This window comes from uncultured Metabacillus sp. (assembly GCF_947503125.1).
GTDB lineage: Bacteria > Bacillota > Bacilli > Bacillales > Bacillaceae > Metabacillus.
This window is the reverse complement of record NZ_CANNCR010000022.1, coordinates 40,214-61,411: the sequence shown is the minus strand read 5'-3', so window position 1 is coordinate 61,411 and position 21,198 is coordinate 40,214. Positions and strand designations below refer to the sequence as shown.

Genomic DNA, 21,198 nt, shown 5'->3' with positions numbered 1-21,198 from the left:
CAGATTATTTTCAGAAGAAATAATCAAAGAATAGAGGCTGTCTCTACCTGAGACAGCCTCATTTTTATTCATCATTTATTTTTTGTTCTTCAGTATCAGTATTTTCAATCCATACATGTATGACTGCTCCAGCATCCTGCTCATCAATCACGAAGGACCCGTTGCTATAGCGATCATTAGGTCTTAATGAACGAACATCAACACTTTCGATGATTCCTTTTTCTGTTTCAAGATAAAAGTCACCATGATCTTGGACAATTTCTGCTCCGGCAATACGATGCGGATTATTCTTTAATTCTCGAAGCATCACCAAACCGCGTTTTGCACGTGATGATTTTTCAAAATCAGATAGTGACATTTTCTTTACAGCACCTCTATGGGTTGCGATGACAAGAAAGGCTTTTTGATTGCGCTCGATTATTTTCCCGCTTACAACATAATCATCCGGCTTTAAGTTGATTCCTTTCACACCGGCAGCTCTTGGGCCGACAATACTTACTTCCTCTTCCTCAAACCATAATCCATATCCTAAATGGGTAACGATAAATAAATCATGTTGGCCACTTGTTAAATGAACATCAACAAGGGTGTCATCACCTTTTAAATTTAAAGCAACAAGCGGTTTAGAATACCTTTGTGCCTTGTATTGACTTAATTCTGTCTTTTTCACCATGCCCGTCTTCGTAATAAAGGTTAAATAAAGTTTTTCTTCAAAATTCTTTACAGGAATTGCCTTAAGAATGATTTCATCTCGGTCAACTGGAATAATGTTGCCAATATGTTGGCCAAGATCCTTCCAGCGTATATCAGGCAATTCATGAACAGGACAATACAAATAATTCCCTTTATTTGTGAAGAGAAGGGCGACATCTGTCGTATTAATCTCAATTTGTGATAGCAGCCTGTCACTATCCTTCATCCCGAAGTCTTGGCCATTTGATGCAGCATAAGATCTTAAACTTGTTCGTTTTACATAGCCATCTTTGGTCACTGTTACAATCACATCCTCAGAGGCAACCATGACTTCAAGATTGATCTTAATTTCTTCAATTTCAGCTTCGATGACTGAGCGGCGCTCATCTGCATACGCCTTTTTCACCTTTTTTAAGTCCGTTTTAATGACTTTCTGCAACACACCTTCGTCATTCAAAATGCTTGTTAGCTCATTGATTTTCTTATCAAGCTCTTCCGCTTCATTTCTGAGTGCGGTAATATCCGTATTTGTTAAGCGATAAAGCTGTAAGGAGACAATCGCTTCGGACTGTGGCTCGGTAAATTCATATTTTTGAATTAAGTTATCCTTTGCATCTCGCTTATCTTTAGAAGCACGGATCGTAGAGATCACTTCATCTAAAATGGATAATGCTTTCATTAAGCCTTCTACGATATGTTGGCGCTCACGTGCTTTTCGAAGTTCATATTTAGAGCGGTTTGTGACAACTTCTTTTTGATGGCCAATATAGGCATCAAGAATAGCTGGCAAGCTCATTTGCATTGGTCTGCGATTATGGATTGCCACCATATTAAAGTTATACGTAATTTGCAGATCACTATTTTTGTATAAATAATTTAATACACCTTCTGCATTTGCATCCTTTTTCAGCTCTATGACGATTCTGAGTCCTGTTCTGTCCGTTTCGTCCCGTATTTCAGAAATTCCTTCAACCTTTCGTTCGATCCGGAATTCATCCATACGCTTTACTAAGTTCGCTTTATTTACTTCATATGGTATTTCCGTAATGACAATTTGCTGTTTTCCGCCGCGAATTTCTTCAATGCTCGCTTTACCTCGGACAATAATTTTGCCTTTTCCGGTTTCATATGCCTTTTTTATGCCTTCAATTCCTTGAATAATCCCGCCTGTTGGAAAATCTGGACCTTTGATCACCTTCATTAAGTCATCGACAGTACAGTCCGGTTTATCCATCCGTTTTATGACCGCATCAATAACCTCACCTAAGTGATGAGGCGGGATATCTGTTGCATAACCTGCCGATATTCCTGTTGAACCATTTACTAATAAATTTGGGAACATGGCAGGGAGCACAAGAGGCTCCTTACTCGTGTCATCAAAGTTTGGAACAAATTCGACTGTTTCTTTTTCAATGTCACGCAGCAACTCAGCAGCGATCGCAGAAAGCCTCGCTTCCGTATAACGCATCGCTGCAGGCGGGTCACCGTCAATACTTCCGTTATTTCCATGCATTTGAATTAGAAGGTTCCTCACTTTCCAATCCTGGCTCATACGCACCATTGCGTCATAAACGGATGAGTCTCCGTGGGGATGATAGTTACCAATAACATTCCCTACTGTTTTAGCGGATTTACGAAAGTTTTTATCAAACTTATTTCCGTCAACATGCATGGCATATAAAATTCTTCGTTGTACAGGCTTTAAGCCGTCACGCGCATCTGGAAGCGCACGATCTTGAATAATGTACTTACTATAACGTCCAAAACGGTCACCTAGTACATCTTCAAGAGGCAAGTCACGAAATAGTTCGACTGATTCTGCCATGTCCTATACCTCCTCTGCAACCGATAAATGTTCGTTTTCTAATATATTTGTCTCTTCATCAAGACCAAATGCGACATTGCTTTCAATCCATTTACGGCGTGGTTCAACCTTGTCGCCCATCAATGTTGTCACACGGCGCTCAGCACGCGCAGCATCATCAATTTTCACGCGGATGAGCGTCCTTGTTTCCGGGTTCATCGTTGTTTCCCATAACTGATCCGCATTCATCTCGCCTAAACCTTTATAACGCTGGATCATATATCCTTTACCGACCTTTGAAATAGCACCTTTTAATTCATCATCAGACCATGCATATTCAATGACCTCTTTTTTCCCTGTTCCCTTGCTTACTTTGTATAATGGAGGTAAGGCAATAAATACTTTGCCATTCTCGATAAGCGGCTTCATATAGCGATAAAAGAAGGTTAAGAGCAAGACTTGAATATGGGCGCCATCTGTATCGGCATCGGTCATGATAATAACCTTATCATAGTTAATATCTTCAATGGCAAATTCAGCACCAACACCTGCACCGATAGCATGAATGATTGTATTGATCTCTTCATTTTTAAAAATGTCAGCAAGCTTCGCCTTTTCTGTGTTTATAACTTTACCCCTTAAAGGCAATACCGCCTGAAAACGCCGGTCTCTTCCTTGCTTGGCTGAGCCGCCGGCAGAGTCACCCTCCACGAGATACAATTCATTTTTTAACGGGTTGCGCGATTGTGCTGGCGTAAGTTTACCGCTTAACGTCGTTTCTGAACGTTTTCGTTTCTTTCCACTCCTTGCTTCTTCCCTTGCTTTCCGTGCTGCTTCCCTCGCTTGAAAAGCTTTAATTGCCTTTTTAACAAGCAAAGTTCCTGCATCTGGATTTTCCTCCAGGAAATAAGCGAGGTTTTCAGAAACGATCGCATCAACAGCAGACCTAGCCTCACTTGTACCGAGTTTTCCCTTCGTTTGACCTTCAAATTGCAGCAGCTCCTCAGGTATCCGGACAGACACAATTGCAGCAAGCCCCTCACGAATATCGGAACCCTCAAGGTTTTTATCCTTTTCCTTCAGCAACCCAGTTTTTCTCGCATATTCATTAAACGCCCTTGTCATGGCGGTTTTTGAGCCAGCCTCATGTGTTCCGCCATCCTTTGTACGAACGTTATTTACAAAAGATAAGATGTTTTCTGAGTAACCATCATTAAATTGAAAAGCAAATTCAACTTCAATGCCATTTTGCTCGCCTTCAAACGAAACGACAGGATGAAGTGCATCTTTTTCTTCGTTTAAATAAGAGACAAACGCTTCAATGCCATTTTCATAATGATATACTTCACGTTGGTCATGACGTTCATCAATTAGTTCAATTTTTAAACCCTTTAACAGGAATGCTGATTCCCGTAAGCGTTCGCTTAATGTTTCGAAATTATAGGTCGTTGTACTAAACATGGCTGGATCTGGCTTAAAGTGAGTGTTTGTACCTGTTTTTTTCGTTTTCCCTTTTTTCTCAAGGGTGGTTACAGGTTTCCCGCCATTTTCAAAACGTTGTTCGTATATAAAGCCATCACGATGAATGGTTACGACCAGCCATTCAGAAAGTGCATTTACAACAGATGCACCAACACCGTGCAGACCGCCGCTCGTTTTATAACCGCCTTGGCCAAATTTCCCGCCTGCATGTAGAACAGTGAAAATGACCTCAGGTGTCGGCTTTCCAAGCTTATGCATTCCAGTTGGCATACCGCGGCCTTTATCTTGAACTGATATACTGTTGTCTTTATGTATCGTAACAATGATATGGTCTCCATGACCAGCTAAGGCCTCGTCCACTGAGTTATCGACGATCTCGTAAACAAGATGATGCAAGCCTCTGCTATCTGTGCTTCCTATATACATTCCTGGCCGTTTCCTAACGGCTTCCAGACCTTCAAGCACCTGAATGGCATCATCATTATACTCAAATTGTTGCTTATTACTCAAACGACTAAACCCCTTTCAGTTGACACAAATCAAATCATCTCTCTAAATTTAAGAACGCATGTTTTAGTATTTTATACAATAATTTGCGTAACGACAACCCACAGTTTTTAAGAAATGCTTATATTTCCTTTAAAAATTTGTTTATTATGATCGGGCAAATTACGTAATATCCATGTTTATTGTATCTGTTCATTTGCTCTTTTAGCAAACCATATTCGTGTAAGAAACGAAAAAATCCTTGTTTTTCACAAGGATTTTTCTAAAAATGATCATATTCTTTCATTTCGTCATTGCGTGCTCAACCTTAATACAACGATTCATAATAACGGTTTTTTGATTCTTTTTTAACAAATCATATGCTTCTTCGTTCTCTAGACCCAATTGTGCCCAATAAACATCGGCATCAATTTCTAAAAATTCTTTTGCAACATCCAGTAAATACTCAGAACGGCGGAACACATTGACAATATCCACATGTCCACCAATTTCTTTTAAAGATGCGACCGCTTTCTTTCCCAGCACTTCGTCTACGGTAGGATTTACTGGAATAATATCATACCCGGCATCCATCATCGCCTTACTGACCATATAAGATGTGCGTTCTGGATTATCTGATAAGCCGACAACGGCAATGGTTTTACTGTTTTTTAAGATCTCTCCAATTTCCTGCCTTGATGGATTTTCAATCGCCATTTTCATCCAACTCCTTTACCTTCATAATAGCAAGTGCTTCCTTGACATACAAATAAAATGGCTGTTTTTCTTTTTAAAGTGTATACAAAGCTTCTTTGTTTTATCCTGTATTGAAAGTGCAAATCCCTCCAATACTATTTAAAGCCAAAGATGTTTTTTAAATTTTTTATTCTCTCATAGAGTTTTTCTCTTCCTCCATGATAGAATAAAAGAAGATTATACAAAGGAGCACTTATATGATTGAAGCGATTATTTTTATTTTAGCGTATCTACTAGGATCGATTCCTTCTGGACTCATTGTGGGCAAGCTCGGATATGGAGTCGATATTCGTGAGCATGGAAGCGGAAATTTAGGGGGAACCAATACTTTCCGTACACTTGGAGTTAAAGCCGGGTTAATTGTTACCAGTGCAGACATCCTAAAAGGTACACTAGCAGCAGCTTTGCCTGGTTTACTTAATAGTGAATTAAGCCCGCTGTTAGTCGGTATTTTTGCCGTGATCGGACATACATATCCTATTTTTGCAAAATTTAAAGGCGGAAAAGCGGTAGCTACTTCAGGCGGTGTACTCCTGCTATATGTACCGCTCTTGTTTATAACTATGCTAGCATTCTTTTTCCTTGTTCTCTACATTACAAAATATGTGTCATTATCATCAATGCTTGCAGGTGTCTATGGCATCATTTACAGCCTATTTACAAGGGATATTCCTTTAATTATTGTGATTACGCTCTTAACCCTATTTGTTATATATCGACATCGAGCAAATATAAAACGAATTATCGATAAAACTGAACCGAAAGTTAAATGGTTATAAATTGAGTCCTCCATGGGTTTAACTTTTCGTAATAAAAGACCACTTATAGTGGTTTTTTATATTTCACAAAAACTTTACATATCAAACCAAGTACAATCATGGTCCTATTCTTCGTTCTATATTATAATTAGAAAAGCAGCTTTTATTTTCAGCTGTTTTTAAAGCATAAAAATCTTCGCAGGTTAACAAGAGGAGTGTTGAAAATGGAAATGATCATTGATGATAAAGCTGCAAACTGGTATATAGAAGAATTACAGCTGCAAAAAGGTGATATGGTTCAATTTTTTGTTCGGTATGGCGGATGCAGCAATGTTCAAAAAGGCTTTTCCCTTGGTGTAGCGAAACAGCAGCCTGAAGAAATCGGAGCAAGTGTAGAGTTAAATGGGATTACTTTTTTTGTGGAAAATCGCGATCTTTGGTACTTTGACAACCATAATCTCCGTGTGGAATTAGATGAGGAAGTAAACGAGCCGTTCTTTACTTATATCGAACAATAATGTTATTGGATAAAAATAAGGTCAAAAGCCGCTATTCGTGTAAGCTTTTGACCTTTCGCTAATTTTTATTTTGTAATTTAAAACGTTGAATATGATCTTCCAGCCCATAGTGTTTTAAAATATGCAGCTGGGTTTCACCTAACAAATCAAAATGCGGGTAGTGATCATTGTAGTGAATCCATTCCTTTTTTAGCCCGAATTGTGCACCCCAGGTTGCTAATTTTTCAATATCACTGCAACCAGCTTTTGTGACACAATGTAAATTCGGAAACCGATCATCCAGCCAAAAATGAGTTAAAAAAGAAATTTCACCACGTGAAACTTCATCCTTCCATTTGACTAATTCTTTTCGTGAGATTCCAAAAGCCATTATTTCTTCGCCTTTTCATATGCTTCATGCCATTCAGGATAGAGCTTACGAAACTTCACTGGTCGAAACGTATCTTTATGAACACATACATGGCTTGATTTAGCTTGTACAGCCAATTCTCCTGATGGTGTATAAATTTCATAGCCATAGACACTCTTCATCCCGTTGTATTCTTCTATCCATGTATGAATCATCGCTGTTTCTCCATAACGCATTGGTTTTTTATAAGAAATTTCGATATCGATGACGGGAGAAATAATTCCATCCTTCTCCATCTCAGCATAAGAAAACCCAAGATCTTGAATTAATTTTGTCCTGCCTACTTCCATCCAAATTAAATAATTGGCATGATAAACCACACCCATTTGATCTGTTTCAGCATACCTAATTTCGATTTCTTTTTTTGATACAAGCATGTCATTCTCTCCTTGCTGCCCTTAATAGCTATGTAAAGCAATTTTCATCTATCTATCAATCATATCATAGAAAGCGAAATGCCTGAATGAAAAAGACTTATGGCACAAATTGATGTAATATTAGCCAATCTTACTTTGCATTTTAGAAAAAAATAAACCAGGCAAAAGCCTGATTTATTGTTGATCATTGCGATATCCTTTTTCACGCGCTTGTGCTTCATCCTTAATTTCTTCACGCAATGCATGAATGCTTTCTTCACGACGAGCGTTTTTCGCTTCAATTCTTTCCCGTTCTTCAGGTGAAGCAAATTGCAGAGTATCTTGTGCTTCTTCAATGTTTTCAATTGTGTTTTGAACCATGCTTTGTAATTTTTCTACGTTGTCTGAGCGATCGTCTGGATTTGGACGGTTTTGGTTTGCCATTTTAAAATCCTTCCTTTCGTGTTAGCTTATGAAATAACAATTTTAGTCTGCTATATTGAAGGGATTTTTAAACACAATTTTTGCGAAAGATAAGAGTTACTCACCTTTAGTTTGGATAACTTGTGCATGTTTTCCAGAAGTATCTTGCATTTTTTTGCCTTTATTACCACCAAATCCACGCGGTTTTGTTCCGATATGGTTAGGATTAAAATGACTTTGTGTATCATTTTGGTTTGTCATCACTATCGCCTCCTCAACGGATAGAATGCCCATAAAAAAGGCGATAAATGACTAGTAAAGCTTGTTAATCTAATTTCCTAAGCATCTTTTGCTCCCACCGTTCCTCGATTCTAGCGAGAGCCTCCTGATCTTTTAGAAGCTGTTGCTTATTTTCTAAAACTAACTCCTCAAATGTTCTTTTTTTATTTTTTCTCATTAATCTCACCTCCGCTTATGTTAATAAAAGGATGCCCAATTTTCAAAAAATTTAGTACATTATTTAAATAAAAAAAGCGCAAGGCGCTAAGCATTCGGCGACAAGCATAAGGCGAACAGGAATAGAAGGTGTTCTTTACCTTCAATTCCTGTTTGACTAGACCCTAGATCCGATGGCGCCTGAACCTAGATTCAGAAACGCAAGCTATGTTAAGAAATATATAATTCTGGTTTGAATAAAAAAAACTTAAGACATTTGGCCTTAAGTCTTCACTCTAGATCAAGCAGGTCTTTCATTTGATCATAGGTCATAGCACCTACAAATTTTGATGTAATGACTCCCTTTTCATCTATTATATAAGAAGTAGGGTATGATAACACTTCAAATTGCTTATTAATTTCCCCTTTTTTATCCAATAATACAGGGAATGATAAATTCAATTCTTTTACAAAACTTTCAACCGTTTCGACGTTTTTTTCGGAACTTGTCAGGTTGACCGCTGCAATAACAACATCTTCATTAAATTCATTGTGAATCTTCTCCATATCGGGCATTTCAGAGCGGCATGGTGGACACCATGTTGCCCAAAAATTAAGGATGACCTTTTTCCCCTGCAGACTGGACAAACTCACTTTTTCTCCATCCAGTGTTGTTAATTCAAAATCTGGTGCAGCATTGCCTTCTGTCACACCGACCTTCACATTGCTTGGATTTATAGCATAATAAATCGCATATCCAACAAGAAATACTAAGATCGAAATAGCTAATATTTTCTTCATATGTAAGACAAGACCTCCTAAACAAATGACAATACTACAATTTTTATTAGATGATATAGTAAAATATAGCTAATTATTACAATGAGAATCGAGATACTAAACTTTTTTATCGAAAGATGTTCCTTTTTTACTGCCACTGCTAAATATACGATACTAATGACAACCCCTAAATAAATCCCTTTTTTACCACCAGTAAAGTATATCCATTGATTTGTCAACAGGAGCTCAGGCCGAAACAAAACAATGCTAAATTTATATGAAAAAAATAAGATCAAAACAACCGTCCAATAATGCTTTTTAATCAACTGTTTTGTCATGGATTCTTCAATAACACGTCTATCAGATAATATGTAGTTAAAAATGTGAATAGGACAATGGTATAAAAATACTGAACCGTAAACGGTCCTATTTGAAAAGCGTCAAACATGTTGCTTAATCTCCTTAAAATCATCCCTTTCTCTATTAAAGCATGGAAATTTAGAAAGAACAATGCATGATGCTTTTTGTTTGCGGATTAGACACAAAAGTTTTCAATACAAAAAGGAACGGGATCCCGTTCCTTTTTACAATGTTACGCTTGTAATTTATCACGTAATACCATTTGAAGAATTCCGCCATGACGGTAGTAATCAATTTCAACTTCACTGTCGAAACGAACTAATACTTCAAATTCTTTTTTGTTTCCAGCTTCATCTGTAGCTGTCACTTTCACGAAGTCACGTGGTTTAACTGTTTCGTCAATAGCAACTTCAATGGTTTCTTTTCCAGTTAATCCTAGCACTTCTGCGTTTTCTCCATCTTTAAATTGAAGTGGAAGAACACCCATTAGTACTAAGTTACTGCGGTGAATACGCTCGAAGCTTTCAGCGATAACTGTTTTGATGCCAAGAAGGTTTGTTCCTTTAGCTGCCCAGTCACGAGAGCTTCCCATACCGTAATCTTTACCAGCTAATACAACCAATCCTGTACCATCTTGCTTATAATCCATGCATGCATCATAGATTGATTTTACTTCACCGGTTGGCCAGTAAGTTGTGTAGCCGCCTTCTGTTCCAGGTGCAATTTGGTTTTTGATACGGATATTAGCGAATGTACCTCTCATCATCACTTCATGGTTACCACGACGAGAACCGTAAGAGTTAAATTCTCTTGGTGTTACACCATTTTCTTGCAGGTAACGGCCTGCAGGTGTATCTTTACCAATTGAACCAGCAGGTGAAATATGGTCAGTTGTTACGGAATCACCGAATTTAGCAACAACACGAAGGTCTTTTAACGCTTCAACTTTACCAGGTTCAGCAGTTAAACCTTCAAAGAATGGAGGGTTTTGAATGTAAGTCGATTTTTCATCCCAAACATATAACGCCTCATCTGTTGTTTCAATTTCATTCCAACGAGCATTATCATCAAATACTTGCTCATATTCTTTTCTGAATAACTCTGGTGTAACAGTTTGATTAACAACTTCGTTAATTTCGTCTGTTCCTGGCCAGATGTCTTTAAAGAATACATCATTTCCGTTTTTATCTTGACCTAATGAATCATTTTGAAGATCGATATCTACTGTTCCAGCTAAGGCGTAAGCCACAACTAATGGTGGTGATGCAAGGTAGTTACCTTTAACTAGCGGGTGAATACGTCCTTCAAAGTTACGGTTACCAGATAAAACGGATGTTACTAATAAATCGTTCGCAGCAACAGCTTCTTCGATTTCTTCAGCAAGCGGACCAGAGTTACCGATACATGTTGTACAACCATATCCGACAAGGTTAAAGCCTAGCTTTTCTAAATGTGGAAGAAGACCAGAGTTTTCTAGGTATCCTGTTACAACTTTTGAACCAGGTGCTAATGATGTTTTTACATATTTAGGGACTTCAAGTCCTAATTCAACAGCTTTTTTCGCAACAAGACCTGCAGCTACTAATACGTAAGGATTAGATGTATTTGTACAGCTTGTAATCGCAGCGATTGCAATTGCACCTGTTTTCATTTTTGTTTCTTCACCGTTTTTAAATTTCACAGTGATTTCTTTATTGATTTCAGTAGGTTCTAAACCAAAGCCTTGGTTACCAGCTGGTGCTGCTAAATGCTCATGGAATTTATCCTTCATCATTGAAAGAGGAATTAAATCCTGTGGACGTTTAGGACCAGAAAGGTTTGCTTCGATTTCAGAAAGGTCAATTTCTACAACCTTTGTGAATGTCGGATCTTCGTTTTCAGGCGTAAAGAATAAACCGTTCGCTTTGCAATACTCTCCAACTACTTGGATATGCTCTTCATCGCGGCCAGTTAAACGCATATAATTAAGTGCTTCTTCATCAACCGGGAAGAAACCGCAAGTTGCACCATATTCAGGTGCCATGTTTGCAATTGTTGCACGGTCGGCAAGTGGCAGCTGTGCTACACCAGGACCAAAGAACTCAACAAATTTGCCAACAACACCTTGCTGACGTAATACTTGTGTTACTTTTAACGCTAAGTCTGTAGCCGTTGTACCATTTGGCAGCTCACCAGTTAATTTAACACCAATTACTTCTGGCACTGGGAAGTATGAAGGCTGTCCTAGCATACCTGCTTCTGCCTCGATACCGCCGACACCCCAACCAAGAACACCGATACCGTTGATCATGGTTGTATGTGAGTCAGTACCTACTAATGAATCTGGGAATGTTTCAAATTCACCGTTTTCATTTTCTACAGCATGAACAACACTTGCTAAATACTCTAAGTTTACTTGGTGAACAATTCCTGTTGCTGGTGGAACAGCACGATAGTTATCAAATGATTTTTGTGCCCAGCTTAGGAATTTATAACGCTCGCTATTACGTTCAAATTCAAGATCCATGTTAAACTGTAACGCATCAGGAGTTCCTGCTTTGTCAACCTGTACAGAGTGGTCAACTACAAGGTCAACTGGAATCTCAGGATTGATTTTATCAGGATCTCCACCCATGTCAGCCATTGCCTTACGAAGTGATGCTAAGTCAACGACAGCAGGTACACCTGTGAAGTCTTGCAGAATAACGCGAGATGGTTTAAATGGAACATCGATATCCTTTTGCTCAGCAGTTCCCCACTTCGCTAAATTTTCAACATGTTCTTTTGTAATAACTCTGCCGTCTACTTGACGTAAAACAGATTCCAAAAGAACCTTTACTGAATATGGTAAGCGCGAAACATTACCAATTCCTGCATCTTCTAATGCTTGTAAGGAATAGTAGTTGTACGTCTTTCCATTAACCGTAAAGCTTTTACGTGCTTGGAAAGCATCTTGTTTAGTAGTAACTTGATTAGTCATTTTGCTTTCTCCCCCTTAGTAAGATCAAGATCGACTCTTGTCGAAGGATGGTACCCCATTTTTTAAATTTCACACAATTCAATCTTAATACAACTAGTAACATAAGTAAATAACAATGATGTTATTGATATGTATAAGTTTCTCTTATGAAAGCGTACTAGTTTTACTTTTTTACTATATCAAATTTTTAACTAAATAGCATCGAAATCTTTTAAATTTTTTCTAAATTTTTTGGCCCCTTTCTTTTTATGCCAAGCATCTGAATGGATCTCAACTTCTTGAGACATGATAGTTCTTGTAGGGGGTGAAGAACTTATGGCAAAACGCAAAGCGAATCACATTCGGGTCGGAATGAATGATGCGAGTGCACAAGGAATAGGTGCAGGATATAATGAAGAACTCCAAAATGAACCACTGACAGCTGCACAAAGACAAAATAATAAAAAGCGTAAAAAAAATCAATAGAATATAATGTTATTAATTTACTGACAAAAAACGACGGTCCCCCGTCGTTTTTGCTTATATATTGTCTAGATTTAATTCATTAACAATTTTTTCAAGATCGTTTTGGTATTGTTCCAGACGCTTTCTTTGTGTTTCCGATGCATTTTCAAGCGCATTATTAATTTGTTGATAGGCTTCATTTACTTCTTCTGTTAAATGTTTAAGCTGTCTCCCGTAATCTGGACTTTCTTTGACAATATTTTGATACGCATCAATTGCTTCAGTTGCCCCTTGCTGCGCAGCTTGAAAAGCTTGTTGCTTGTCCTTATTATATGGCATAAACTTCACACATTCCTTTCATCGCAAGTATAAAGTGAGACTTCCATCAATGGTGGTTTTCTCATCCCTCCTGATGGTTAGAAAAACTTATCAAGCTCAAAGCCCCACATCATGTGGCTTCGCCTTCCTTGGACATCCTGTCCTTCGTCAGATCCTTACGGACATTTATCTCCCTCTTATCTTCTTATTCTTAGCTTCACTTGAATCTTAGCTTCACTTGAATCTTAAAGGGGGATTACTGCCCGTTAAGATGGATAAAACCATCTGTTAGTATGTCTTAATTGGAAATTAATATTCACCGATGAATAAGAATGATACTAAATATTTACAGAAAAGAAACCATTAGTTAACATAATTAAACTCCAGTAAACTAATGGTTTTATTTCTTGGACACTAAAAATATTTTTATATATGACCTAATTTATTACACTCTAAAGCAAACCAAACTTTCCCATTTTTATCACAAGTAATACCATGTGGCTCAGCTTGTGGGGTAGGGATTTTATATTCGGTTATTTGCCTATCAGCAAGGGAGAAACGTCCTATTTGATTTGCTCCCCACTCAGTAAACCATAATGAACCATCTAAGCCAGTTGTTATGGCATAATACTTGGGCGTCTGGTGTAGGTATGCTAAATTCCCTTATGAGACCAGATTTATCTAAACAACTTATTTTATTGGCTTTATGTTGAGTAAACCACACATTTCCCTTATCATCCGTTGCAATGCCATAGGGAGCTGAATTAGAACGTTCTACTGCAATTTCTTTTATTTCTATATTCATGCCTAACTCCTCCTAAAATCTCTTTGCAAACAAAAAACTCCTGGACTCATTTCTGAGGCAGGAGTCAATGTAAAATACCTGGTATCGAAAAAGTACTCCATTAAACAGACTTCTTCTTACACAAGCTAAAGTACATGATCGTAATCCTACCTCAGAAATAATAATCGATATATCACAGGAACCATAAATCCACTGGACATAGAAAGTATTTGATATCGACTATTCTAAGTTCGGATTATTGAATCATGTACGCTTTCACCCTTCCATATATTGTTAACTTCATTAAAACATTTAAAAATCGTTAATGTCAATGAAAAATTCAGTAACCACATACTAAAAGGCTTATCCTTACTTCATTCATACAGCATAGTTACAATACCGGCATATTCAGAAAGATTTTCTTTGGAAATTTCCAATGTCTTCACTTCGATTATTCGCTGTCCAGATATCTGAAGAAACTTATCTACCTTTGAAAACATCAAGCCAACAACCGACAATGCCTTTGTTCTATAGTGCATAGGAATAGTTAAAGTAGGATTTAATTGACGCATTACTTGAGTAGCTTCTCGTGCATTAATCGTAAATGTACCTCCTACAGGGATGATAAGAATGTCTACTTTTCCAATTTCATTCACTAGTTCTTCAGTTAATAGATGGCCTAAATCTCCACAATGGCAGATGGTTAGACCATTCATTTGCAAACGATATAAAATATTGGGACCTCTCTTCTTACCATTTATCTTGTCGTGAAATGTCCTAAATCCACTAATTTTTACATCATCGCGAATGTATTCCTTTGGCTCATTTACAAGCAAGTAATCACCAGTTGCAGCTTGAATTTTATTATGATCAAAATGTTGATGGGTAATGGCAACTATATCTGATTCAACTATCGGCATTCGGTAGCGAATGAAGCGATAATATGGATCAATGAGAACCCTAATCCCCGCTTCAGAAGTTAGCAAAAAAGTAGAATGTCCAAACCATTTAATTTTCATACTAAAATTCTCCTTACTATGCAATGAATTTATTACCGTTTAAAGACGAACATCTGAAGCGAAAATACGTAAGATTCTTAGTTACAGGAAATTTCACTCATAAAATCGAGAAATGTGAAGCATATTATTAACAGTTCAGTAAAAACCCACTGATACCTAAAATAGGTTTTATGCACAAAACTATTTTAGATTGATTGGAGCGGGACTGGTGAGACCCCACAGGTTGTAAGACGAGGAGGCTCAGCACCCGCCCCGCAAAAAGTTAGCATCCTGGAGCGAAAATCAACCTGTCCTAAACCTTGTTCAATAGCAACAAAGTTTACGAAAAAAGCAATGATTTTAATTAAAGTATATGGCGGCCAGTAATTATTTAGTAAAAGCAAAATAATGTTTTAAGTTATATGGAGGGGTAATATGACAAACAAAAACACTAGTAAGGATATGCGTAAAAATGCACCAAAAGGAGATAATCCAGGACAACCAGAACCGCTAGATGGATCAAAAAAGGTTAAAAATGCAAATCATACGCGCCAAAAGCATAATCAAGGACATGACATGTAGAGGCTTAGAGAGCCTCTTTTTTGTTCATTTATATCAAATTGATTTTTAATAGGACGAATTGCTTTCACCAAAAAAACAATCTTGAATACCTTATAGTTTAAAGGGGTTCATTACATTCTAGAAGTTTCCGTTCTATGGAGGTCAATTTAAATGAATATTAGAAAGTGTTCAAATCCAATGAATATTAATGGGATTGAAGAATGGATGACACAATTTTTTATTGATCCATTCACAAGCTTACTGGATGAGCACACATTTCGCGTCGATCTTTTTGAAACTAGTGAGGAGTTTATCATTGAAGCAGAGCTTAGAGAAAAGAAAAAAGAAAATATTCACATCACTGCTGTAAAAGAAAAAATTATGATAACCGTTCGTTCTGAATCAGACCCGAATCATAACGAACAATCTTCAGAAGACATAATAAGGAAAATCACGCTCCCCATTGTGATTGAAGATAAAGACATCCATGCCATCTTCAATAATGGCATTTTAGAAATAAAAATTGCTAAAAATGCTGACCGTATTAATAAGCGAACAAGCATTGCAATAGATGATTGATGATAAAAATGGCTTATCGCCTTTTCAAATGGCGAAAGCCTGAATTCTTTTCTTATTTAAGCAAAAATGACAGCGAAAGGTCACTGTCAATTACTCTTCTACGATATATTTTGAATTCTGATTATGGACACTTATCGAAATCTGTTTTAATTCTTTACTCCCGCAATGTAAACAAGCCTCATTCTCATCATTGAGCAACATACAGTTTGAGCAATAGTATTTTTCCATAAAAATACCCCTTTTTATACAATATATGATCAAAGGGGATATTTGTTTCATTTATTCAGCAAGATGTTCAAAACTATTATGATAAATTTTATTAAGTTGATCGATTTTATAGATAAAAAATTCATGATCTGAATATTCATCCAAGCGGTTCTTTTCCTTATATTCTTCTTGAGCTTTTTTAGCTGCTTCTAGTGTTGTAAAAATACCAAGTATATTAGAGCTTTCTCCACATTCTGCACAGCCAAGATCTAAAACAACATAATACATGTTAACACCTCTAAGATTTTAATATCAAAACTATAGCATGATTCTAATAATTATTTCTACTAAAGAACTATAACTGCTCCTTTTGCAGAATGTCCATCATGGTTAATATTATTCATAAACAGTCGATGAAATCATGATAAGCCTGAGCTTCCAGTCTCCTAAATCTAAAGCAATCATGATGCAAATTAACAAGTGTAAAAAGGTTTTGCCAAGACAAATAGAGGCTTCTAATATGTTGAAGCCTCTATTATAAGCTGATCTGATTAACCATAGAATTTCCCTATTTAAAATAAGAAGGGTAACGTTGTTTCAAAAGCTCTTTTTCAATCACAACTAACCGCAGATGCTCTGACATGGTTTTTTCGACTTGATCTTGTTCATTATTTTTAACCAGTTCAAAAATTTGTTTATGCTGTGAAATAATGATATTCCAATCTGGATTTGAGGAAAGACGCAATAATCGAAGTCGTTTAAAATGACTGCTCATTTGCTGAAGCATGTTCCATGTCCTCTGTTTATCACATGCATAATATAAGATTTTATGAAATTCATCATCTAATTCAAACAATTTCATATAATTAGCCTTTTTTTCACAGGCTTCTTGCATCGTAAGATTAACTTCCAATTGAAATAATTCATCTTCAGATAATTTTTCACAAGCTAATCGGACGATTGCTTTCTCAATATTTTCTCTAACAAATCGAGATTCCTCAACATGGGCAAGATCAATACGTGAAACAAATGTTCCTCGCTGCGGATAAATCTCCAAAAGTTCCTCTTGCGATAATTTCAAAAAGGATTCCCTAACCGGAGTTCTGCTTACCTTAAGTTGATCTGCAATTTCTTTCTCTGACATTTTCTTTCCGGGTTCTAATGTTAAATTGATAATTTGCTCTTTTAATGTTTGATATATATAATTGCTTGTTGAACCACCGCTTCTACCATCATTTAATACCAATGCCTCACCTCATTCACACAGCTATCTAATTATGTATTTATGCTAGTATGGTAATTTACCATTTATTATAGTGGATAGGCTATCGTGATTCAATTTATAATTTCTAATCACATTCATAAAAAAAGAGGATAACTATAAGAAGGTCTTCCCTTCCTTAAGTCATCCTCAATGGATTTTATTTAAACAGTAACATTTGATAATGTTTCTAATAAATATTGATTTACCAATGCCTTTAATCGTTCTTGACGGCCAGATTCGTTTTTAATTTCACCTAATTGTAATGCATACTCCTCTAATTTACGGAAGTCAGCTCTGCCTTCAACGATCTCAAGACCAATGCCTTCTGAATAGCTGCTATAACGTTGATCAACGAATTCATCTAAAACTTTGTCTTCAATCAGCTTATTTGCTACTTTTAATCCAATGGCAAAGCTGTCCATACCTGCTATATGTGCGTGGAAAAGATCTTCAGCTTCAAATGATCCCCTTCTTACCTTTGCATCAAAGTTTAGTCCGCCTTTGCCTAAGCCGCCATTTTTCAAGATTTCATACATTGCAAGCGTTGTTGTATATAAATCTGTTGGGAATTCATCTGTATCCCAGCCTAACAAGGTATCACCTTGGTTTGCATCAACAGAACCTAACATATTGTTTATGCGGGCAACACGTAATTCGTGTTCGAATGTATGTCCTGCAAGCGTAGCATGATTCGCCTCAATATTAAATTTAAAGTAGTCTGTTAAATCATATTTTTGCAAGAAGGCAAGACCTGTCGCTACATCAAAATCATATTGATGCTTTGTAGGCTCCTTCGGTTTTGGTTCAATTAAGAATGGTGCATCAAAACCAATTTCTTTAGCATAATCAACCGCCATATGGAAGAAGCGGGCAAGATTATCCTGTTCCAACTGCATATTTGTATTTAACAGAGTTTCATAGCCCTCACGGCCGCCCCAGAATACATAATTCTCTGCACCAAGCTCTTTACCAATCTCCAAGCCTTTTTTAACCTTTGCAGCTGAATAAGCAAATACATCAGCATTGTTTGAAGTTGCTGCTCCGTGTACATATCTTGGATGTGTGAACATATTTGCTGTGTTCCATAAAAGCTTTGTTTTGCTTGTGCTCATATATTCCTTAATCATTGCTACGATTGTATCTAAGTTTTGATACGTTTCTTTTAATGTTGCTCCTTCAGGTGCGATATCTACATCATGGAAGCAGAAGAAAGGAACATTTAGCTTTTCAAATAATTCAAATGCTGCTTCGACACGAGCTTTTGCTAAGTCCATTCCTTGAAGATGATTCCATGGGCGGATTGCTGTTCCAACACCAAATGGATCTGTTCCATCTGCTGTAAAAGTATGCCAATAGGCAACAGAAAAGCGAAGAATCTCTTCCATTGTTTTTCCGTTAATCACTTCTTCCGGATTGTAATACTTAAATGATAATGGATTTTTTGAACTAGCACCTTCATATTGGATTTTATTAATCGATTCGAAATAGGCCATGTTTATTCCTCCTGGACAAATGTAAAATGAATGGAAATTAACAATCTACTTGTTATCGCTTACATCAGGTAGATTGTTAATATTTAATTCTTATAGATATAGTACCATCATTTACTTAGTTTGTCTATCGAATAAACAAAGTTTTTTTCTTATTTTATAAATATTTTTATGTCCAAATAAAAACAATGTCTTAATTTGTGCTTTTTTCAGGATTTTTCTTAATTCGGTAAACTAGATATAAAATCAACCCTAAAAACAGTCCGCTTACCAGGTATTTTTGTATACTAGTAAACAATTCCATAACCGTTTTAATAATCCCGGCTCTTCCAAGAATAATCATGAATAAGACCCAAGGCAGAATTCCGATATAAGTAAGCACCCCATACTTCCAAGGATGAACTTTTATCATTCCTGAAAAATAAGAAATATAATTACCTACTCCTATCATTCGTGAAAATGAAATGGTCCATTCCCCATATTTATCAAACCAACCCTTCGCTCTTTTTATTTTTTTCTCATATTTTTCTTTTTTAAGAGTATCTTGCAATTTTAATCCTATGAAATATGGAATATAGCTAAAAATGGTATATACTAAGCTACCTGCTATAGTTAATAGGACCACAATCCCCCATGAAGGTTTTAATAGATATCCGTAAGTCAATACAAAAAGCATTCCTGGAAAAGGAAGTGATGCTGCCTCAAGAGCAACTCCTATAAACAACCCCCAAACGCCAAGAGTATTCAATGTATTAAGTATAAATTCAATCATAAAGTTTCGTCCTTCCATCATCATGATTAGATTAGATATCAAACTTGTTCAATCCAATTAATAAGCTATTCCCTTATTTAGCAAATTCTAACCCCGCTCGAATTTGTTATAGACAGAAGAAAAGCGAGGCAGGAGGTGAACCTGCTTCGCTTACTAATGAAATGAAACAAATGAAAAGATCTTAATCTTCCTTAATAAGTTCTAATATCTCTCATTTTTTTAGTAAAGAATGGTTTTACAAAGACATGGTAAATTGTTAAGTGGGCGATGACGACATTCACTATAAAGCTTACACCAAATAGGAAATGTCCTATAAGCCCTAAATCAAAGTTGATATATGTGAGAAAGATCCCCCACATTGCAGCGATAACCGGTATATGGAGGATGGCTAATTTTCTCCTTTCTTTCCAAAGAAAGAGCGGAGTGGTACTCGAAACTAGTAAATAGGTGAAAAATACATCCATTTCCTTCACCCCCTTTTTATCTGCACCCTCTACAATTGTTTTCAATTAAAAATTTTGAATGTACTAATTGTTTACCCTCTTCAATTTCTTGTAAACTTTATCACTTTTTAATTGCTAGGTTTAAGGTCTGTTTTCAAGGGGAACTGTTTTTAAAAAGCGATGGTGGCTAATATGAAAAATAAAAATGAAAAATTCGAGCAAGATCATCAATATCCTAATCGGCAATATTACTTCCCAGAACAAATTATCGAGTCCTTTATATTAAAAGGAAAAGAAACACAGCAAATGACGAAACGTGCCCAATTCATCCTTTCAATCATGGCAGGAGCGTTTATATCGTTTGGTGCCCTCGCTTCTGTTTTATTATCGGCAAACATTAAAGTTGATGGGTACTTTCACCTTTTTTCTGGAATAGGTTTTGCGATGGGATATGCAATGATCTTTTTATCGGGCTCAATCTTATTTACGGAAATTAATGTTCTACTGCCAAGCTATATTCTATATAGCAAATACTGGATCAGTAAAAAGGTGTTGCAATTTTGGCTTGTTTGTTATCTCGGTAATTTTCTAGGGGCTCTTTTTGTGGGGTTTTTACTTAATCTATCAGGTTCTTTGGATAAAGATTTTTACGAAGGTCTTCTCGGCTTTATGGAGAAAAAAATGCAGTTTACTGAGCGAGGAACATGGGGATGGTTTCAAGTTCTCTTTTCAGGAATTTTAGCGAATTGGTTAATTGGCATGGCCGCCGTTCTAGCTACAGCGGCAAGAGATGTCGCAGGAAAGATTTTAGGAATTTTTCTGCCTGTTATTATTTTTGAATCAGGGAATTTCCAACATGCAGTAGCAAATATGGGGTATTTTAGCATTACCGTACTGGAAGGATTTACATACAATTGGTCAGAATTAATTTTCTTTAATATTATTCCCGCTTCGATTGGTAACTTAATCGGCGGCGGCATTTTGGTATCGCTGCTTCTATCATTTGCTTTTAAAGAAAATATAGATACTCATGTGCTTGATGAGGAATCAGATGATCATTAACTTTTCTATGAACAATTACAGGGTGTCTCAAAAGATCATTTTTTTGAGACACCCTAT

The 21,198-nt window shown here is 36.6% G+C and carries 24 protein-coding genes; 6 read left to right on the top strand and 18 right to left on the bottom strand.

Annotated elements, in window-relative coordinates:
* Positions 1–64 precede the first annotated feature (64 nt).
* The 3 genes from parC to Q1B07_RS15130 form a co-directional block, all read right to left on the bottom strand.
* The gene (parC, locus tag Q1B07_RS15140; RefSeq protein ID WP_299090695.1) at positions 65–2,518 is read right to left on the bottom strand and encodes a DNA topoisomerase IV subunit A; all 2,454 of its coding nucleotides are present in this window, start codon (positions 2,516–2,518) and stop codon (positions 65–67) included.
* Between the two features lie 3 nt (positions 2,519–2,521).
* The gene (gene parE, locus Q1B07_RS15135; protein ID WP_299090698.1) at positions 2,522–4,489 is read right to left on the bottom strand and encodes a DNA topoisomerase IV subunit B; all 1,968 of its coding nucleotides are present in this window, start codon (positions 4,487–4,489) and stop codon (positions 2,522–2,524) included.
* A 279-nt stretch (positions 4,490–4,768) separates the two neighbouring features.
* Positions 4,769–5,182 (bottom strand): CoA-binding protein, encoded by a 414-nt coding sequence (locus Q1B07_RS15130; protein ID WP_299090700.1) that lies wholly within the window; start codon positions 5,180–5,182, stop codon positions 4,769–4,771.
* A 236-nt stretch (positions 5,183–5,418) separates the two neighbouring features.
* Here Q1B07_RS15130 and plsY point away from each other — a divergent pair, with 236 nt between their 5' ends.
* Both plsY and Q1B07_RS15120 read left to right on the top strand, forming a co-directional pair.
* Positions 5,419–6,000: a glycerol-3-phosphate 1-O-acyltransferase PlsY gene (gene plsY / locus Q1B07_RS15125; protein ID WP_299090703.1), complete on the top strand. Its 582-nt coding sequence runs from the start codon at positions 5,419–5,421 to the stop codon at positions 5,998–6,000.
* A 203-nt stretch (positions 6,001–6,203) separates the two neighbouring features.
* Positions 6,204–6,497: a HesB/YadR/YfhF family protein gene (locus tag Q1B07_RS15120; protein WP_299090706.1), complete on the top strand. Its 294-nt coding sequence runs from the start codon at positions 6,204–6,206 to the stop codon at positions 6,495–6,497.
* 58 nt (positions 6,498–6,555) lie between these two features.
* Here Q1B07_RS15120 and Q1B07_RS15115 read toward each other — a convergent pair whose 3' ends face one another.
* From Q1B07_RS15115 to acnA, 7 genes are all read right to left on the bottom strand, one after another.
* On the bottom strand, positions 6,556–6,867 hold the full coding sequence (locus Q1B07_RS15115) for a hypothetical protein (RefSeq protein ID WP_299090708.1): 312 nt from the start codon (positions 6,865–6,867) through the stop codon (positions 6,556–6,558).
* Positions 6,867–7,283: a thioesterase family protein gene (locus tag Q1B07_RS15110; RefSeq protein ID WP_299090711.1), complete on the bottom strand. Its 417-nt coding sequence runs from the start codon at positions 7,281–7,283 to the stop codon at positions 6,867–6,869. Before Q1B07_RS15110 ends, Q1B07_RS15115 begins: the two co-directional genes overlap by 1 nt.
* A gap of 174 nt (positions 7,284–7,457) precedes the next feature.
* Positions 7,458–7,706 (bottom strand): small acid-soluble spore protein Tlp, encoded by a 249-nt coding sequence (gene tlp / locus Q1B07_RS15105; RefSeq protein ID WP_299090712.1) that lies wholly within the window; start codon positions 7,704–7,706, stop codon positions 7,458–7,460.
* 96 nt (positions 7,707–7,802) lie between these two features.
* On the bottom strand, positions 7,803–7,946 hold the full coding sequence (locus tag Q1B07_RS15100; RefSeq protein ID WP_299090714.1) for an acid-soluble spore protein N: 144 nt from the start codon (positions 7,944–7,946) through the stop codon (positions 7,803–7,805).
* A 64-nt stretch (positions 7,947–8,010) separates the two neighbouring features.
* Positions 8,011–8,142, bottom strand: a complete 132-nt coding sequence (locus Q1B07_RS15095; protein ID WP_299090716.1) for an FbpB family small basic protein — start codon at positions 8,140–8,142, stop codon at positions 8,011–8,013.
* Between the two features lie 269 nt (positions 8,143–8,411).
* Complete coding sequence (locus Q1B07_RS15090; protein ID WP_299090718.1) at positions 8,412–8,921, bottom strand: TlpA disulfide reductase family protein; 510 nt, start codon at positions 8,919–8,921, stop codon at positions 8,412–8,414.
* Between the two features lie 571 nt (positions 8,922–9,492).
* Positions 9,493–12,219, bottom strand: coding sequence for an aconitate hydratase AcnA (acnA, locus tag Q1B07_RS15085; RefSeq protein WP_299090720.1), 2,727 nt, complete (start codon positions 12,217–12,219; stop codon positions 9,493–9,495).
* Between the two features lie 315 nt (positions 12,220–12,534).
* On the opposite strand from acnA, the gene sspO reads away from it, so the two are divergent.
* The gene (gene sspO / locus Q1B07_RS15080) at positions 12,535–12,684 is read left to right on the top strand and encodes a small acid-soluble spore protein O (RefSeq protein WP_299090722.1); all 150 of its coding nucleotides are present in this window, start codon (positions 12,535–12,537) and stop codon (positions 12,682–12,684) included.
* Positions 12,685–12,738: 54 nt separating this feature from the next.
* On the opposite strand, the gene Q1B07_RS15075 is transcribed toward sspO, so the two are convergent.
* The 3 genes from Q1B07_RS15075 to Q1B07_RS15065 all read right to left on the bottom strand — a co-directional run bounded on the left by Q1B07_RS15075 (position 12,739) and on the right by Q1B07_RS15065 (position 14,784).
* Positions 12,739–13,002 carry a hypothetical protein gene (locus Q1B07_RS15075; RefSeq protein WP_299090724.1) on the bottom strand — a complete coding sequence of 88 codons (264 nt, stop codon included), beginning with the start codon at positions 13,000–13,002 and terminating at the stop codon, positions 12,739–12,741.
* Between the two features lie 562 nt (positions 13,003–13,564).
* On the bottom strand, positions 13,565–13,786 hold the full coding sequence (locus Q1B07_RS15070; protein ID WP_299090726.1) for a hypothetical protein: 222 nt from the start codon (positions 13,784–13,786) through the stop codon (positions 13,565–13,567).
* 353 nt (positions 13,787–14,139) lie between these two features.
* Positions 14,140–14,784, bottom strand: a complete 645-nt coding sequence (locus Q1B07_RS15065) for an MBL fold metallo-hydrolase (protein WP_299090728.1) — start codon at positions 14,782–14,784, stop codon at positions 14,140–14,142.
* Positions 14,785–15,198: 414 nt separating this feature from the next.
* Between Q1B07_RS15065 and Q1B07_RS15060 the strand changes: the two genes are divergently transcribed.
* Complete coding sequence (locus Q1B07_RS15060) at positions 15,199–15,345, top strand: small acid-soluble spore protein P (RefSeq protein WP_299090730.1); 147 nt, start codon at positions 15,199–15,201, stop codon at positions 15,343–15,345.
* 150 nt (positions 15,346–15,495) lie between these two features.
* The gene (locus Q1B07_RS15055; RefSeq protein ID WP_299090732.1) at positions 15,496–15,903 is read left to right on the top strand and encodes an Hsp20/alpha crystallin family protein; all 408 of its coding nucleotides are present in this window, start codon (positions 15,496–15,498) and stop codon (positions 15,901–15,903) included.
* A gap of 279 nt (positions 15,904–16,182) precedes the next feature.
* Here the strand turns inward: Q1B07_RS15055 and Q1B07_RS15050 are convergent, their stop codons facing one another.
* The 5 genes from Q1B07_RS15050 to Q1B07_RS15030 all read right to left on the bottom strand — a co-directional run bounded on the left by Q1B07_RS15050 (position 16,183) and on the right by Q1B07_RS15030 (position 20,100).
* Entirely contained in the window at positions 16,183–16,398 is a 216-nt protein-coding gene (locus tag Q1B07_RS15050; RefSeq protein WP_299090734.1) for a hypothetical protein, read from the bottom strand.
* Between the two features lie 280 nt (positions 16,399–16,678).
* Positions 16,679–17,356, bottom strand: a complete 678-nt coding sequence (locus Q1B07_RS15045) for a GntR family transcriptional regulator (protein ID WP_299090736.1) — start codon at positions 17,354–17,356, stop codon at positions 16,679–16,681.
* A 179-nt stretch (positions 17,357–17,535) separates the two neighbouring features.
* Positions 17,536–18,867 carry a xylose isomerase gene (gene xylA / locus Q1B07_RS15040; protein ID WP_299090738.1) on the bottom strand — a complete coding sequence of 444 codons (1,332 nt, stop codon included), beginning with the start codon at positions 18,865–18,867 and terminating at the stop codon, positions 17,536–17,538.
* A gap of 190 nt (positions 18,868–19,057) precedes the next feature.
* Positions 19,058–19,636, bottom strand: a complete 579-nt coding sequence (locus Q1B07_RS15035; RefSeq protein ID WP_299090741.1) for a VTT domain-containing protein — start codon at positions 19,634–19,636, stop codon at positions 19,058–19,060.
* A gap of 191 nt (positions 19,637–19,827) precedes the next feature.
* On the bottom strand, positions 19,828–20,100 hold the full coding sequence (locus Q1B07_RS15030; protein WP_299090742.1) for a spore morphogenesis/germination protein YwcE: 273 nt from the start codon (positions 20,098–20,100) through the stop codon (positions 19,828–19,830).
* A gap of 171 nt (positions 20,101–20,271) precedes the next feature.
* On the opposite strand from Q1B07_RS15030, the gene Q1B07_RS15025 reads away from it, so the two are divergent.
* Complete coding sequence (locus tag Q1B07_RS15025) at positions 20,272–21,141, top strand: formate/nitrite transporter family protein (protein WP_299090743.1); 870 nt, start codon at positions 20,272–20,274, stop codon at positions 21,139–21,141.
* Positions 21,142–21,198 lie beyond the last annotated feature (57 nt).